The organism is Shewanella sp. SG44-6 (assembly GCF_014164185.1).
GTDB classification, from domain to species: Bacteria; Pseudomonadota; Gammaproteobacteria; order Enterobacterales; family Shewanellaceae; genus Shewanella; species Shewanella vesiculosa.
Map to the genome: position 1 here is coordinate 18616 of NZ_JACJER010000015.1, position 16770 is coordinate 35385.

At 41.3% G+C, this 16770-nt stretch carries 12 protein-coding genes; 5 read left to right on the top strand and 7 right to left on the bottom strand.

Going from position 1 to position 16770, the window contains the following annotated elements:
• Positions 1-193: 193 nt before the first annotated feature.
• From H5185_RS04610 to rlmD, 4 genes are all read right to left on the bottom strand, one after another.
• Positions 194-1831 (bottom strand): CTP synthase, encoded by a 1638-nt coding sequence (locus H5185_RS04610; RefSeq protein WP_182741475.1) that lies wholly within the window; start codon positions 1829-1831, stop codon positions 194-196.
• Between the two features lie 114 nt (positions 1832-1945).
• Complete coding sequence (gene mazG, locus H5185_RS04615; RefSeq protein ID WP_182741476.1) at positions 1946-2767, bottom strand: nucleoside triphosphate pyrophosphohydrolase; 822 nt, start codon at positions 2765-2767, stop codon at positions 1946-1948.
• 108 nt (positions 2768-2875) lie between these two features.
• Complete coding sequence (relA, locus tag H5185_RS04620) at positions 2876-5083, bottom strand: GTP diphosphokinase (RefSeq protein ID WP_182697896.1); 2208 nt, start codon at positions 5081-5083, stop codon at positions 2876-2878.
• Positions 5084-5291: 208 nt separating this feature from the next.
• Positions 5292-6656, bottom strand: coding sequence for a 23S rRNA (uracil(1939)-C(5))-methyltransferase RlmD (gene rlmD / locus H5185_RS04625; protein WP_182741477.1), 1365 nt, complete (start codon positions 6654-6656; stop codon positions 5292-5294).
• A gap of 102 nt (positions 6657-6758) precedes the next feature.
• Between rlmD and barA the strand changes: the two genes are divergently transcribed.
• The 5 genes from barA (at position 6759) to H5185_RS04650 (ending at position 14526) form a co-directional block, all read left to right on the top strand.
• Positions 6759-9617, top strand: coding sequence for a two-component sensor histidine kinase BarA (barA, locus tag H5185_RS04630; protein ID WP_182741478.1), 2859 nt, complete (start codon positions 6759-6761; stop codon positions 9615-9617).
• Positions 9607-10203: a YjaG family protein gene (locus tag H5185_RS04635; protein WP_124017589.1), complete on the top strand. Its 597-nt coding sequence runs from the start codon at positions 9607-9609 to the stop codon at positions 10201-10203. Before barA ends, H5185_RS04635 begins: the two co-directional genes overlap by 11 nt.
• Positions 10204-10557: 354 nt before the next feature.
• A complete protein-coding gene (locus tag H5185_RS04640) occupies positions 10558-11526 on the top strand; it encodes an AEC family transporter (RefSeq protein WP_124017590.1) in 969 nt (322 codons plus the stop codon).
• Between the two features lie 127 nt (positions 11527-11653).
• Positions 11654-13312 carry a DNA repair protein RecN gene (gene recN, locus H5185_RS04645; protein WP_182722032.1) on the top strand — a complete coding sequence of 553 codons (1659 nt, stop codon included), beginning with the start codon at positions 11654-11656 and terminating at the stop codon, positions 13310-13312.
• A 71-nt stretch (positions 13313-13383) separates the two neighbouring features.
• Positions 13384-14526: a hypothetical protein gene (locus tag H5185_RS04650; protein ID WP_182741479.1), complete on the top strand. Its 1143-nt coding sequence runs from the start codon at positions 13384-13386 to the stop codon at positions 14524-14526.
• Positions 14527-14810: 284 nt separating this feature from the next.
• On the opposite strand, the gene H5185_RS04655 is transcribed toward H5185_RS04650, so the two are convergent.
• The 3 genes from H5185_RS04655 to nusB all read right to left on the bottom strand — a co-directional run bounded on the left by H5185_RS04655 (position 14811) and on the right by nusB (position 16761).
• Positions 14811-15302, bottom strand: coding sequence for a phosphatidylglycerophosphatase A (locus H5185_RS04655; protein ID WP_182697891.1), 492 nt, complete (start codon positions 15300-15302; stop codon positions 14811-14813).
• A gap of 10 nt (positions 15303-15312) precedes the next feature.
• Entirely contained in the window at positions 15313-16269 is a 957-nt protein-coding gene (gene thiL, locus H5185_RS04660) for a thiamine-phosphate kinase (protein WP_165870152.1), read from the bottom strand.
• Between the two features lie 87 nt (positions 16270-16356).
• On the bottom strand, positions 16357-16761 hold the full coding sequence (gene nusB, locus H5185_RS04665) for a transcription antitermination factor NusB (RefSeq protein WP_101085664.1): 405 nt from the start codon (positions 16759-16761) through the stop codon (positions 16357-16359).
• Positions 16762-16770 lie beyond the last annotated feature (9 nt).

Sequence of the window (16770 nt, forward strand, 5' to 3'; positions counted from 1 at the left end):
AAAAACAGCAGACTTATTGGTATATAACTTTCAGTTTTGTAATTTAAATTCGAATATCACTTAGGATAAATCGAATTAGACTTTGCATCAACTTAGTTTTGACTACTGTGATACAAGATTGAGGCTATTATTTGATCTAACGCAAGTATCCTGCATAAAAAAGCCGCTAATGCATGCATTAGCGGCTAGTTCATTAAGCGATATCGCGTTTTTGATACGCATAAGAAGCGGCAATAAACCCTTCAAATAATGCATGACCGTCGCGTGGGGTTGAAGTGAATTCCGGATGGAATTGACTTGCCACAAACCATGGATGATTTGGTAGCTCGATCATCTCAATCAATTTACGATCAGATGATAAACCACTAAACACTAAACCGGCCTTTTCAAGACGCTCAATATAGTTGTTGTTGACTTCGTAACGGTGACGATGACGCTCAACGCAAGTTGTAGCCTTGTAGGATTCAGCGGCTTTAGTTCCTTGTTTCAAATGACATAGCTGAGCGCCTAAACGCATAGTGCCACCTAAATCAGAAGACTCATGGCGCGTTTCAACATCACCTTCTTCGTTAATCCACTCGGTAATTAATCCCACTACTGGATGAGGTGTTTGCGAGTTAAATTCAGTTGAATGTGCACCTTCTAAACCTGCCACATGACGAGCAAATTCAATTAATGCCACTTGCATACCTAAACAAATACCAAAATAAGGTAGGTTGTTTTCACGGGCAAATTTGGCAGCAAAAATCTTACCTTCAACACCCCGTTCACCGAAGCCGCCTGGGACTAAAATACCGTCCAGACCTTGTAATACTTCTTCGCCTTTAGCTTCAACAGTTTGTGAATCAATGTACTTAATGTTCACTGTTACGCGTTTTTTCAAGCCCGCATGTTTCAAGGCTTCGTTAACCGACTTGTAAGCGTCAGGTAATTCAATATATTTACCAACCATACCAATAGTCACTTCACCATTTGGATTGGCTTCTTGATAAATAACATTTTCCCACTCAGACAAATCAGCTTCGTTACATTCTAAATTAAAACGTTTGATGACCAAGTCATCTAATCCTTGTGAACGCAATAGCGCTGGGATTTTATAGATGCTATCAACGTCTTTTAACGAAATAACTGCACGTTCTTCAACGTTACAGAATAACGAAATTTTGGCTTTTTCATTCGCAGGAATAGCACGGTCGCCACGGCAAACCAACACATCTGGAGCAATACCAATAGAACGTAACTCTTTAACAGAGTGTTGCGTAGGCTTAGTTTTAATTTCACCCGCAGCGCCTAAGAATGGCACTAAGGTTAAATGCATAAATAGAGTGCGTTCACGTCCTAGCTCTGCACCTAATTGACGAATAGACTCAAGGAAAGGTAATGATTCGATATCACCTACCGTGCCACCGATTTCCACAATCGCCACATCATGGCCTTCTCCACCGGCTAACACTTTTTCTTTAATCGCGTTAGTAATGTGAGGAATAACCTGAATGGTTGCGCCTAAATAATCACCACGGCGTTCTTTACTAATCACTTCTTCGTAAATACGCCCAGTGGTAAAGTTATTACGACGATTCATTTTAGTGCGAATAAAACGCTCGTAATGACCTAAGTCAAGATCGGTTTCAGCGCCATCTTCAGTCACGAATACTTCACCGTGCTGAGTCGGGCTCATGGTACCCGGATCGACGTTAATATAGGGGTCAAGTTTCATAATGGTTACATTGAGGCCACGCGCCTCTAAAATTGCTGCGAGCGAAGCCGCTGCAATGCCTTTACCTAGTGATGAAACAACGCCACCAGTAACGAAGATATACCTTGTAGTCATGCTGAACCTGAGAAATTGTGTTGGAATAAACGTGCTTGTAAGAAAGCACTAGGACGGGGCGATATTATAGCAAAGCCACCTCGTTTCGACAAACTTAAACGCGCTAATTTTAGCTTAATTTATGTTTTCGTGTTGTTTTACACGATTCCAGTAGTGGTCTAATTGCTCTAAGCTGTGTTGCTCTATTGGTTTTCCACTTAGGGCAACACATTGTTCAACCCCTCTGAATCGCCGTTCAAATTTATGATTGGCTTGACGCAATGCTTGCTCGGGATCAACCTTTAAGTGGCGCGCAAGATTGACCACTGCAAACAATAAATCGCCCATTTCATCGACAATTCTCGGTTGGTAAAAATCAGGATCTTGATGTCGTTGATTAACTTCTACCAGTACTTCATCGATTTCTTCATGTATTTTAGCCACCACAGGATCAAGCTCGGCCCAATCGAACCCCACTTTTGCCACTCGATGTTGTATTTTTCGTGCTCGACTGAGTGCCGGTAATGCGTGAGGAATATCATCTAAAGCGGAATGCAGTTGCTTTTGCTGACGTTCTGAGGCTTTTAATCTATCCCAGGCTTGGCTTAAATCATCGGTATTGGTGATTGCCGCAGGTGCTTGGGTTTCTGGTTGGGCAAACACATGGGGATGACGACGAACCAACTTATCACTAATACGCTCAATCACTGTGGCAAAGTTAAACATGCCTTGCTCTTGGCCTAATTGGCAATAAAACACCACCTGAAATAATAAATCACCCAGTTCATCAGGTAATTCCTGCCATGCTTTGCGCTCAATAGTATCCACTACTTCATAAGCTTCTTCTAAGGTAAAAGGCACTATAGTTGTAAAGTCTTGGGCAAGATCCCACGGACATCCTGATTTAGGGTCGCGCAATTGCTGCATAATGGTCAATAACGATTGAATATCTGCCACGATAGTGTCCTCTTTGAAATAAGTAAAAAGGCACCTTCGTTAGAGGTGCCTTGATCGCGATAATGTGATTATCTGTGTCTTGATTATCTGCGAATTACCGTCTGTTAACTAAAGTCTACGCGACTCAATCACGCCATCAACTTGGGATAACTTGGCGAGGATCCGTGATAAACCGTCTAAGTTGTACAACTCAAGTTCAACTTCTACCGTTGCGGTTTGAGTTTTCACGTCTGATGATGAACTCATGGCCATCACGTTAGACTTTTCAGCTGCCAGCACTGTGGTTAAGTCACGTAACAAACCACTACGGTCATGTGATAGCACCCTAACGCGGATACGATAACCACCAGAGTAGTTCTCGCCCCAAATCACATCGACGCTACGTTCAGGATGAGCACGCATTAACTCTTTGACTTGCTCGCAATCGCTGCGGTGCACAGAAATTCCCCGCCCCATAGTGATGTATCCAAAAATCTCATCACCAGGTACCGGTTGGCAACAACGAGCGATATGACTCATTAAATTACCCACACCATTAACTTCAACTTGGCCTTTGCTGGATTTTTTAGGTTTATGTGACGCTTTCTTGATGATGTCTTCAAGTAAATTTTCGTCTGTGTCAGCGACCTTACGAATTTTGGTGTCAGTGAAATTAACCACTTGGTTTAAGCGCAAATCGCCGCCACCGATGGCTGCCAACATGTCATCCATTGAATTTAAATTAAAACGTTCTACCGCCACCGCGGCATCTTTGATTTTTAAGCCAACGCGGGCCAATTCAGATTCAAGCATCTCCTTACCCGCAGCAATATTTTTGTCGCGATCTTGTTGCTTAAACCAGTGTTGAATTTTTGAGCGTGAACGTGACGACTTGATATAGCCTAAATTAAGATTCAGCCAATCACGTTTGGGGTTAGGCGTTTTTGAAGTGATAATCTCAATCCGCTCGCCAGTTTCCACTTGGTAAGTGAAGGGAACTATGCGGCCATCAACCTTAGCGCCGATACATTTATGCCCCACCTGCGAGTGAATATAGTAAGCAAAATCGAGCACAGTTGAACCTAAAGGTAAGTCAACTACTTCACCACTTGGGGTAAATACATAAACTCGATCTTCAAATACTTGGCTGCGGACTTCATCAACTAAATTACCGCTTTCGGCGACATCTTCTTGCCACTGCAGAATTTTACGCAACCAGTTAATTTTTTCTTCGTAACCCGTTTGCTTACTGTTACTCGCACCTTCTTTGTATTTCCAATGCGCAGCGACCCCAAGCTCGGAATCTTGATGCATTGCTTCGGTACGAATTTGAATTTCTACTGTTTTGCCTTCTGGGCCTACAACTACAGTATGAATCGATTGATATCCATTCGGTTTTGGATTGGCGACATAATCATCAAACTCACGAGGAATATGGTGCCAAAGATCATGCACAACCCCTAATGCGCCATAGCAATCTTGTAATCTTTCAGTGACGATACGTACGGCACGAACGTCAAAAAGCTCATCAAACTTGAGATCTTTGCCCTTCATTTTGCGCCAAATACTGTAGATATGCTTAGGACGACCGTACACTTTGGCGCGAATATCATCACTGTCTAAGCGTTGTTGTAATTGAGTCACAAATTTGTCGATAAACACTTCACGATCAAGGCGTTTACCATCTAATTGTTTGGCAATGTCTTTGTAAACCGTTGGATGCAAATAGCGAAAAGATATATCTTCCAGCTCCCACTTGAGCTGACCAATACCTAAACGATTAGCTAATGGTGCATAAATATCGGCAATTTCGCGGGCTAACAATACTCGAGTTTCTTCATCGGCGTTTTTAACCGCACGAAGCAAACATACACGCTCAGCCAATTTGATGACCACAGCGCGCACGTCTTCAACCATAGCCAATAGCATTTTGCGGATGTTATCGATTTGCGGTTCTGCATCACGGGAGTTTTGACTGACTTTTAACGCGCCGATAGCATTCATGGTGACAACACTGGCAACAAGTTTTGCAAGATTTTCACCGTATTGCTCTACAATTTGCTCTTCATTGAGCACACCTGCATCGAGTAGCAGAAATAACACCGCAGCTTGGAGGGTTTCGATGTCCATATTCAGCGGCGCTAAAATCTCAATCATTTCGCGAGCGCGCGCAAGCAACTCTGTATGAGCCAGCTTGTTTTTAACCGGTAAGGCCTCAACTTGCTGGATCAATAATAATAATTTCTGAGCATCATCTTTGTCGTCGAGATATCGAGCGACCCACTCATCTAATTGGAATGCTTGCGTGTTAAAATGTGCTTCACGAACAGATACCATGAACCCTTCCTTAGCCGCATGACCGACTGACAGACTGACAGACTGACAGACATTCAACCATATTGCCACATGTAAAACTGTGTTTGTATGGCGCTAACAATAACTAAACGACCTATCTTGAAGCTCTACATACGTTTGTCAATTTAATCGCGTTTAGTTGAACAAATTTTTAGCATACCTAAGTTCCGATATCGCTAAAACGGCCTGTTTATTTATCTAATTCAAATAACACCATGGCTTCAATATGATGTGTTTGTGGAAACATATCCACTAATCCGACTTTAGCAATACGATAACCATTAGCTAATAATACACTACTGTCGCGAGCTAAACTTGCCGGATTGCATGAAACATAGACCACTTTTTTAGGTTGCATTTTCTGTAACCATTGTAAACTTTCGAAGGCACCGGCTCTGGCAGGATCAAGTAACAGTTTATCAATTTTCCCCAGCCAGGGTTGCGTCGATAAATCAGCACTTAAGTCTGCATGATAAAAAGTGACGTTATCCAGTTTATTGTCGATAGCATTTTGTTTAGCTTGTTGTACCATTTCTGGCACACCTTCAACAGCGACAACCTCAGCAGCCTTCAATGCCAAAGGTAAGCTGAAATTCCCCACACCACAAAACAAATCTAAAATGCGCTCGCCTGGCTGAGGGTCTAACCACGCAATAGCTTGATCTACCATGCTCTGATTAATCGCGCCGTTAACTTGCACAAAATTACCCGGGGTAAACGAACAACGCACCGACTCCTGCGCAAGATGGTAATAAGGTAACGTCACCGCATCATCAGTTTGTAACAAGGGATATAATTGGGTCAATTGACCGGCATCATCTTGCAATAATAAGTTAATTTGATGTTTCTCAGCAAAACCCGTTAACCAACGAATATCTGACGCGGGTAACACTTTCGTCACTCTTAATACTGCAAAATTACCGTTATCCGCTTGAGTGAGTTCAACGTGCCCCAAACTTGACCGCGCTTTGAGTTGATTTAAATTCACCGCAAATGGCGTAATTAGTGCCGATAAAGACTCTGCTAATACAGGACACTGCTGAATAGAAACAATTTTATTGCTATTGGCTGCGCGAAACCCCAACTGCAGCCGGCGAGTGTTTTGATCAAATAATGTTGCCAGTCTGGCGCGTCGACGGTAATGCCAACCGTCACCCACGATAGGAGCTGCGACAACATCGGTCTCAATCGCTGAAGCAATCGATGATTTACTCATAAGGTCGACTAAGGTCGTTTGTTTATGTTCGCGCTGAGCTTGTGTGTCCATGTGCTGTAAATCACAGCCGCCACATTCATAATAATGCGGACAATGAGGTTTGACTCGATGAGCAGATGCAAGCTCAATCGCGATTAACTTAGCTTTAGAGTAGCTTTTCTTTTGTTCCACAAATTGCACTGTTGCCGTTTCGCCAGGCAACACACCAGGAATAAACACCACTTTGCCTTGATGCTGCGCTATACCTGCACCTAAATGGTCAAGTTGAGTCACACTGAGGCTTAGTTTTGTTGATAATTGCTTAGATTTGTTCGGTTTAGCTTGGAAAAATTGTGCCATTTCGGCCTCAGGTATTGAATAAAAAACTAGTCAAGAGTGCGCCATCTCTGGCAATCTAGACGCAATAATCGCGATTAAGTAACAGGGACATACCTAACAAACATGAAAAGTGCCAACAATATGACCAAATACAGCCTACGCTCTTGGGTTCTGGTACTTGCGTTAGCACCCACTATTGTCGTGGGTATTCTACTTGGAAGTTATTTCACGATAAACCGCTTTTATGAATTGGAACAAACCTTAATTGAAAAAGGCAGTAACATTGTCGAACCGTTAGCGATTGCCAGTGAATTTGGCATTATTAATCAAGACCGTGAATCAACTAAACTTTTACTCGCCGCTTCACAGATAAACAATGCATCCCTAATCCTCTCCATCGCTGTTTTTGATGCCAAAAACCAACTCTTTGTGACATCGCACTATCATAAAGATTTTGAAACCATGCGTTATAAGCAACCTTTGGCTAACTTGGTTGGAACAGAGCATGAAACCATTGGCGATACCTTAGTCATTCGAGTGCCAATAATATCTCATACTGGCTTAGAACTAAAACCGGTTACCAACATCAATCGCCAGAATGACACTAATACCGATAATGCCTCGGCAAACAATGGCATGATTGCGCCGATTTACAACAACCAACAAGAAAAAATACTCGGCTATATTTCGGTATTATTAAACAAAGAAAACGCTCTGCTTGAACAGCATAGAGCAGCAATAGCCGCATTTATTATCGTGTTGATTGGCGTACAGTTTAACTTATTTTTCACTTTCCGTTTAGTCAAATACGTTAACTACCCCATTACCGAAATGGTGCGAGTTGTTGCCAAAATCCGTGAAGGTAAACTCGATACTCGCCTTGAAGGAAATCTGATTGGCGAGCTCGACTTGCTTAAACGGGGTATCAATGCAATGGCAGGATCATTGTCTGAATACCACGATGAAATGCAGCAAAACATTGATCAAGCAACCTCAGATTTACGCGAAACACTTGAACAAATTGAAATTCAGAACGTAGAACTCGATATAGCTAAGAAACGAGCGCTTGAAGCAAGCCGGATAAAATCAGAGTTTTTAGCTAACATGTCGCATGAGCTTCGTACCCCACTTAATGGTGTCATAGGTTTTGCAAGACAGCTGTTAAAAACGCCATTGCATACCAGCCAGCTCGACTACATTAAAACTATTGAACGCAGTGCCAGTAATTTATTAGGGATTATCAATGACATTCTCGACTTCTCAAAACTAGAAGCCGGCAAAATGGTATTAGAGAAAATGCCATTTGCATTGCGTGAAACCCTTACCGAAACCTTGACCATTATTGCCGGAAGTGCCCAAGAAAAAGGCCTAGAATTAGTCATTGATATCGATGCCAATGTTCCTGAGAGCGTCAGTGGTGATGCCATGAGAGTGAGTCAAATTATTACCAACTTAGTCGGTAACGCCATCAAATTTACCGACAAAGGCAGTGTGATACTCAAAATCCACTTAGTGGGTCAGGACGACGATAATATTACCTTACGCTGCGAAGTTATTGATACCGGCATTGGCATTGATGAAAGTCAGCAAGAGTATCTATTTCAGGCATTTGGCCAGGCAGACTCATCGATTTCTCGCCGCTTTGGTGGCACTGGATTAGGTTTAGTCATTACCAAACGCTTAATTAACCAAATGGGCGGCCAAATAGGCTTTACCTCTGCGCCCGATAAAGGCTCAAACTTTTGGTTTATTTTACCGCTGGGGATCAGTCAATTTGAGATTGGTGAAGTGCTGCCGGTGGATGTATTGCAACATAAATCAGTATTATTGTATGAACCACGAGAATTAACTCGTGACACACTTAACCGTCGCTTAGTGTCATGGCAATTAATTATCACTAGTGTTGCCAATCCCGAAAACCTGACGTCGGTTTTGCAAAGTAAAAACAGCAAGTTTGATTACATCATCATTAGCTGTCATGGGTTTGCAGACAACGCAGCCTTTATTCATTTGTTACAACAAGCCAGACAGCACACTGATTGCCTTATTTTATTGCATGACTGTCTAGACCAAGACATGATAATCAATGTACTAAAAGTCAATGCAGATGTATTGCTCAACACTCCGGTTAGCGATTTTACCCTAGCACATTATTTAATCTATCCTCCAATGCCGTCAACCTTAGTGGCTTTACCAGAACAAATAAACCATGAGATTAGCAAGCGCCAAAATGCATCCGTATTAGCTGTTGACGACAATATGGCTAACCTAAAGCTAATTGATACCTTACTCAAAGAGTTGGTCGACAATGTGGTCACAGTCAATAACGGCGCGGATGCGATAAAACAAGCAAACACACAAGTGTTTGACTTAATCTTTATGGATATTCAAATGCCAGGCACAGATGGCATTACCGCAACCAAACAAATTCGTTCAGGATCTCTCAATCGAAATACGCCGATTATTGCCGTTACTGCACATGCTATTGCAGAAGAACGTGAGAACATATTAGCCAGTGGTATGGATGGTTTCCTTCCCAAACCTATTGATGAACTGTCACTAAAAAGCGTTATCAGTCGATGGATAATTAAACCGCAATTCACCCATTTTGATACTCATGTGCTCAATTGGGATTTATGTTTAACCCAGGCCAATCAAAAAACAGATTTAGCATTAGACATGTTAAAGATGCTAGTTAACTCATTACCTGAAACCACCGCAACGATTAATGAGGCATTAATTGCAAAAAATGCCGAGGTACTTGTGCAAGCGGTGCATAAACTGCATGGCGCAACATGTTATTGCGGTGTACCTACGACACAAAAACTGTGCCGGGATATTGAGTCAGCATTAAAGCATAAAATTGCCATTGATGACTTAGAACCTGAAATACTAGAGTTACTTGATGAGTTAACTAAGGTAGAATCAGCAGCAAATGAAGTCATAAACCAGCTATCAGTGGATATACCCCATGACCAGTAAATCCGGTTTTTTCAAACGCCTAAAAGCGTTATCGTTACCTCAGAAGCAGCTTTTTGCTTTAGCATTGTGCCAACGAATGTTGCCTAACTATCAATTATTTTCTGAAGTGTGTGAATTTGGCCAACCGCAGGTGCTCAGTACAGCCTTAGAGTTACTGTGGCAAAGCCAGTATGACAAAAAACTTAAGTTCAATATTGACGTGCATTTACAACGCCTTGATGAAAATACTCCAGATCCTAGTGAATTTGAAGCCTATGGTGCTTACCCTGCCATGGATGCAGCAGTAGCCATTGCAACGCTAATGGGTGCAATAGACGGGAAAATTGAAGAAGATATTACTAATATTAGTAAGTTATCATCAAGCACTGTAGCAAATTACATTGAAGCAATTAGTGATGAATCATTAATGGATGAAGAACTTGATGAATTTGTATTTTCGCACCCAGTAATGGAAGAAGAAAAAGAACTACAAGGCATGTTACTCGACATTATCGAAGCTAACCCAGAAATCACCAGCGAACTGGTTAAAGGTTTACGTAAAGAGATTATCGAAGCCGGTGTGTCTAATATTGGCATTAGTCTATAAGGGCTGACTCCGATACTGCCAATAAACAACCAAGCCTGATGTCATTCAGGCTTTTTATTGAGTGTCACGCCATGAAATTTTTTTATCACAGTTTCATTTTTATCCAGCCTGATAAAAAACCGATAATTGGACCTTAATCGTTAGTTATCTGGTGCAAATAGACTCTTTCTTTGGTTTGAAGGCGGTAAGTGCATTTTTACTGAACTTGAAATATTGTCATCAGCAAAAGTATTACAGGTCAGTTTGAGCCAAAAAGTAAAAAATAAACACTCGTTTAACTTTAGCCTAATTGCATCCTCCTAGCAAAACGCAGTAAAGTGACCATATTGTCATTTTGTTAAGGAATTGCGTGGGATGTCCAGTATTCTTACCCCGCTAATCGCTGTATTTATCATTATGCTGCTTGGCAGTATTGTACAAAAATTGAGATTTTTGCCAGCCGACACCGATCTGATCCTCAATCAATTTGTCTACTACATTGCCTTTCCGGCAATTTTACTGATTGTATTAGCTGAAACACGAATTGAAGACATTATTCAATGGGGCTTTATTGGTGGCTTTAGTTTGGCGATGATCATTACCTATGCATTGGTGATTGCTGTGTCATTGTGGCGCAAACCTAAGCAGCAAGCCGTTGCGGCAATGCGCGCCTTAAATGCCACCTTTGGCAATACTGCATTTATTGGTATTCCATTACTGAGCTTATTATTTCCAGGTAACAAAATCGCCTTAGTTGCAGCTGCCATTGCCAGCTTACTGTCGGTGTTTATGTTTGCCTTTGCCTTGGTCTCTATTGAACTGGCCAGCCGTGACAAAAAATCAACTGATCATGCCATCGTCATCATGGCGAATGCACTATGCAAAAATCCGATTGTACTGGGCAGCGTCATTGGTATCAGCCTATCGGCATTGCATATTACCTTACCAGAGAGTCTGGCATTAGTACTGCATCAAATAGGCAATACCTCAAGCCCTTGTGCACTATTTGCCATCGGAATGGTACTTGCTAAAGCGTTACGACATCAATCGTTCGCAAAAATGTTCAGTCTCGGACTTATAATAGAACTCAGTTTCATTAACTTACTCAAGTTATTTGTTCAGCCCTTAATTGCCTTTGGATTACTCAAATTCTTTGGCGTAGAGCATCAACTACTGATTATGGGAGTACTTTTAGCAGCCTTACCAACGGCAGCAAGCGTATATCTATTGGCTGAACGATACCAAATTAATGCCAATGGAAGTGCTCAAGGGATTTTATATGGCACATTAATCACCTTTATCAGTTTGCCTATAATAGAAACACTTTTAAAATCCATTGCTTAATGTTCAACCGACTCTCGACGATAAAATAGTCACTAATAATTTTACCTCAACCACTTTACTGTATATAAAATCAGTATATACTGTTTATCAATACAGTGGTTTGGTCGTTTATTGACAGGAATTCATTATGCTTTGCCAACTCAGCATCAATAATTTTGCTATCGTGCGTTTTTTAGAACTCGATTTTAAAGCCGGTATGACAAGCATCACCGGCGAAACTGGTGCAGGTAAATCGATTGCAATCGATGCACTTGGGTTATGTCTTGGTAATCGTAGTGATGCCAATACTGTCAGACCTGGCGCCAGTAAAACCGAAGTGAGTGCAAGGTTTACCCTTGTCGATGTGCCTTTAGCTAAACGTTGGCTTGAAGATAGCGATCTCGATGCTGAAGATGAATGCATATTGCGTCGAACCATTAGCAGTGATGGCCGCTCAAGAGCCTACATTAATGGTAATCCAGTTCCTGTGACACAATTAAAAGCCATCGGCCAGTTATTGATTGGTATTCACGGCCAACATGCTCATCACGCTATGCTCAAAAGCGAACATCAATTAAACCTACTCGACAACTATGCAAATCACAGACTACTACTCGATAGTGTCAGTGCCAGCTACCAACGCTGCAAGCAAGTTGAAAACGAGCTGAAGGATCTTGAGCAAGCTCAGCATGAGCGTATTTCTCGTCAACAGTTACTCCAATATCAAGTTGAAGAGCTTAATGAATTCAACTTAGGCTTAGATGAGTTTGATGAAATAGAACAAGAACACAAACGCTTAGCCAATGGCACAGATCTAATTGAACGTTGCCAAGCGGGCTTGCATTTATTGACCGAAAATGATGATGCTAATATCGAATCACTACTCAATAAAGTGGCCACTATTGCAGATACGCTTCAAGGCTACGATGAATCACTTAGCCCGATTAGCACGATGATCAATGATGCATTAATTCAAGTACAAGAAAGCGCTAGCGAAATTGAGAGTTATTTAAGTAGTTTAGAGCTTGATCCTGAACATTTCGCCTATTTAGAAAAACGCCTATCAATGGCAATGCAATTGGCGCGCAAGCATCATGTGAGTGCTGACAAGCTAGCGCTACATCATCAAGCGCTTATGAGTGAATTAGCCGAACTTGCTGACGATGAAACTAAATTAGATGAAATAAGACAACAACTTGCAGACACCAGAAATGCTTATCTAACCAATGCACAAAAACTCAGCCAAAGCCGCAGCCGTTATGCCAAGGAATTAGATAAGTTAGTCACTCAATCTATTCATGAACTCAACATGCCTAAGGGTAAGTTTACCATTCAGATTAATCATAATCCGCACAACATTTCAGTTAATGGCTGCGATAACATTGAGTTTATGGTGACCACTAACCCAGGACAACCATTGCAACCGATCTCAAAAGTCGCCTCTGGCGGTGAGCTATCGCGCATTGGATTGGGGATTCAAGTGATCACGGCGAAAAAAGTTGCCACTCCAACATTAATATTTGATGAAGTTGATGTGGGTATTTCAGGTCCAACAGCCTCTGTCGTCGGACGCATGTTACGCAGTCTTGGCGAGTCAACCCAAGTGTTATGCGTCACCCATTTGCCGCAAGTTGCGGGTAATGGTCATCAGCACATGTTTGTGAATAAATTTAATAAAGGTGGCAACACAGAAACGACCATGCAGGCCTTGGATAAAGAGCAACGGGTGAATGAACTTGCACGCTTATTGGGTGGCGATGTCATAACCGAAAACACCTTAGCTAACGCCCGTGAACTATTGCAATAATCGTTACGCACTTATAAAAAGTAAATCAATATGTTAACGTAAAGTTAACATGGATTTACGGATAAATCATAATGATCAAAGTAATAAAGGGCTTGGGTGTTGTTGTCGGACTAATTTGCAGCTTATTAGTATTTATTGTTGTCTGTTTAGTGGCCATTAACGCTACAGACAGAACAAAGTCACCTAACACGCTTTTAGTTGAAACTTGGTTAAAACAACAATCGATTGACCCTGCCCAAAATGGTTTTGTATATTTGCAAGCTTTTAGCGGCACTATTGAGGATGTAACGGCTAAAGAAATGGCCACGACATTAAGTTTCAATGATGAAGAAAATCAACTATTAAGCGATTACAAAAAATCGTGTTATCAAACAGATGTAGCAAGCTGTAATGAATTTATTGAAAAAAATAACGATAGTATTTTACAAACAATTAAGGCACATAAAGCCAATATCACCCATTATAACAAGCTGATTGAAATGCCTTATTGGCAAGAAGATATTCAGTATTTAACACCTGAGAGTCTATTTAAATGGTTACCACTACTTAACTTACGAGCAATCAGTGAACTTAGCGTTTTAATCAACTTTGATGGGGCCCCTAAACTTAATGCCAATGAGGCCTTGTTAACATTTTTAACTACAGATGCTCAATTCTGGAATATGGTTTATCACTCATCTCGCTCTATAGTCAACCATATGATTGCCGTTAGCGTCATCAAATCTCAACTTAACTTTGCCAGCACTGTAGCTAAGACACTCGATAGCGCATTTGTAAATAAAGTCACAACTTGGCAAACGCCATTCGAATTAACTAGCAACGATTTTGAGAGAGTATTTTCCGGTGAATGGCAGTTTGCTCATAATGTCAGAGAACAAATGCTAATTGAAGTGCATTCTGATGAAGTCGCCTTTTATGAAAAATGGCTAGCAGATGCTTTGTACAAGCCCACAGACAGTGACAACCTTATGGCTGAGTATATTGTAAGCTTAGTAAAGGAACCGGTTTCAACGAGCTCTGCTCACACGGTCATAAAGCCTGATTACTGCTCTCTTGACAATTATATAAAGCAATTATGGATGTCACGCTACAACCCGATTGGTAAACTATTTAACTGCACAGTTTATGAAACAGATTATAAGCAACGTTTGACTAATATCAATACTGAGTTAGAGCAATTGCGCACTAATCTACTTACCGGAACATCATCTTAATAAATTCACTTCGACTGATTTTATTAAATGCCGTTAGCAAAAAAGAGCACAAATGGGCTCTTTTTTGTTTTATAAATCTTTATATATAAAGTGCTTAACCTGAAATCGAGATAAAGATGAGGAGGTAATAAAAGTGAACTTATTTTGCCACCTCGCGCGCTAAACTTATTATTTTAACAAGATTCAGCATCTTGCTACTGAATGCATCGATAACAAACCTATCAACTCAGTGAGGAAAACAAAGGACTTTTTGATAGTCGTTTGTTATCCAAAATTCAGGTTACTTATAAATAATAAACCGCAAGTTGCACCCCGATTAACGAAAATACACCCGCTAATACGTCATCAATCATTATCCCAAAACCACCATGCACTTTGGCATCGAGCCATCGGATAGGCCATGGTTTAACAATGTCGAAAAAGCGAAATAATACAAAACCAAGTGCTAACCACATAAAACCTAAAGGGGCTGCAATCATGGTGATCATCAATCCAACAACTTCATCCCATACAATAGCACCATGATCGTGCACCCCCATGTCCTTAGCAGCTTTTCCACAAATATAGAATCCAGCAAGCATGCTAATACAGGTAATGATCAGGTAATGGGTTAAGCTTAATTGTTGCATCAAAAGCACTAAAGGTATCGCAGCTAAAGTACCAAAGGTACCCGGCGCTTTTGCTGCTTTACCACTGCCAAAGCCTAGTGCCAAAAAGTGTATTGGATGGACTAATGACAGCTTTTTAACAAATTTATCTTGGGTTAATAGTCTCATAATATTCACATTAGAAATGTACAAAGCCACGTGAAATGAGGTTAAATTCCTGGCCATCATCGACTAATTTTAATTTATCACCAGCACAGATTTGACCAATTTTAACGAATTTCACCCCAGCATGGATCAAAGCAGTATTAATTGCACCGCGCTGTGACTCAGGTACAGTAAATAACAGCTCATAATCTTCCCCGCCAGTTAATGCATAACTTAAAGCATCTTCACGGCTGAGGTTGGCTTTGATTGATTTTGATAACGGAATTTTATTTACATCGATTGTCGCTCCCACTTTCGATGCCGTTAACACATGACCAATATCGGATATTAAGCCATCAGATAAATCAATAGCACTTGTTGCAAGCGTTCTTAGTGCTTGACCTGCCAAGACTCGAGGTGTGGGGTAATAATGTCGATTAATCAGGTATTCTTTATCTTCAGTATTGACACTTTGGGCACCTCTGAGAATATCAAGACCCAAGGCTGAATCACCTAAAGTACCAGTGACGTATATCCAATCGCCATTTTTGGCTCCAGCACGAGTCAAGGCAGTGCCTTTTATCACTTGGCCATTAATGGTGATACTGATGCTGCGCGGTCCCCGAGTCGTATCGCCGCCGATTAAGGCTATACCGTAGTATTCGGCAATCTCAAATAAGCCTTCACTAAAGCTGGCTAACCAGGGTTGATCAACGCTAGGTAGTGTGAGAGCTAAGGTAAACCAAGCAGGTTCCGCCCCCATAGCAGCAAGATCAGAAAGATTAACCGCTAACGATTTGTACCCTAAAGCATGGGCGGGGATGTCGGCTAAAAAATGAACCCCCTCAACGAGAGTATCACAAGAAATCGCAATGGATTTATTGTCTGCAGGATTCACTAACGCACAGTCATCGCCGATGCTTAATTCAACATCGCGCCTTTTTTGGCCTTTATTGCGGAAGTAATGTTCAATGAGTTGGAATTCTTTCACATTCAGTCTGGTACGGAAAACCGTCCACCTTAATTTTGAAACCATTAACAACAAATGAAAACGGTATCCGAAGATACCGTTCTGGTGTTACTTATGCTTCACTAACTTATCAAGCAAGCCGTTAACAAATTTGTGACTATCTTCAGCACCAAACGCTTTCGCTAACTCGATACCTTCGTTAATCGCCACTTTAAACGGCACATCTTTACGGAAGGTCAACTCGTAAGTTGCCAGACGCACAATGGCTTTTTCTACTGGTGACACTTCTTCAAAATTACGATCAAGATGCGGCTTTAATAGCTCATCAATTTGCGATGTTTTTGATGCTACACCAGTTAACAACTCACGAAAATAAGCGACATCAACACCGTCAGTGTTCTGTTCAGTTAAAAACTCATGTTCTACGTCAGCAACTTTGTTTTTACTTAACTGCCATGAATAAATGGCTTGAACGGCTAAACGGCGGGCCTTACGGCGCTCTGAAGGTTTCATACTTTTCCT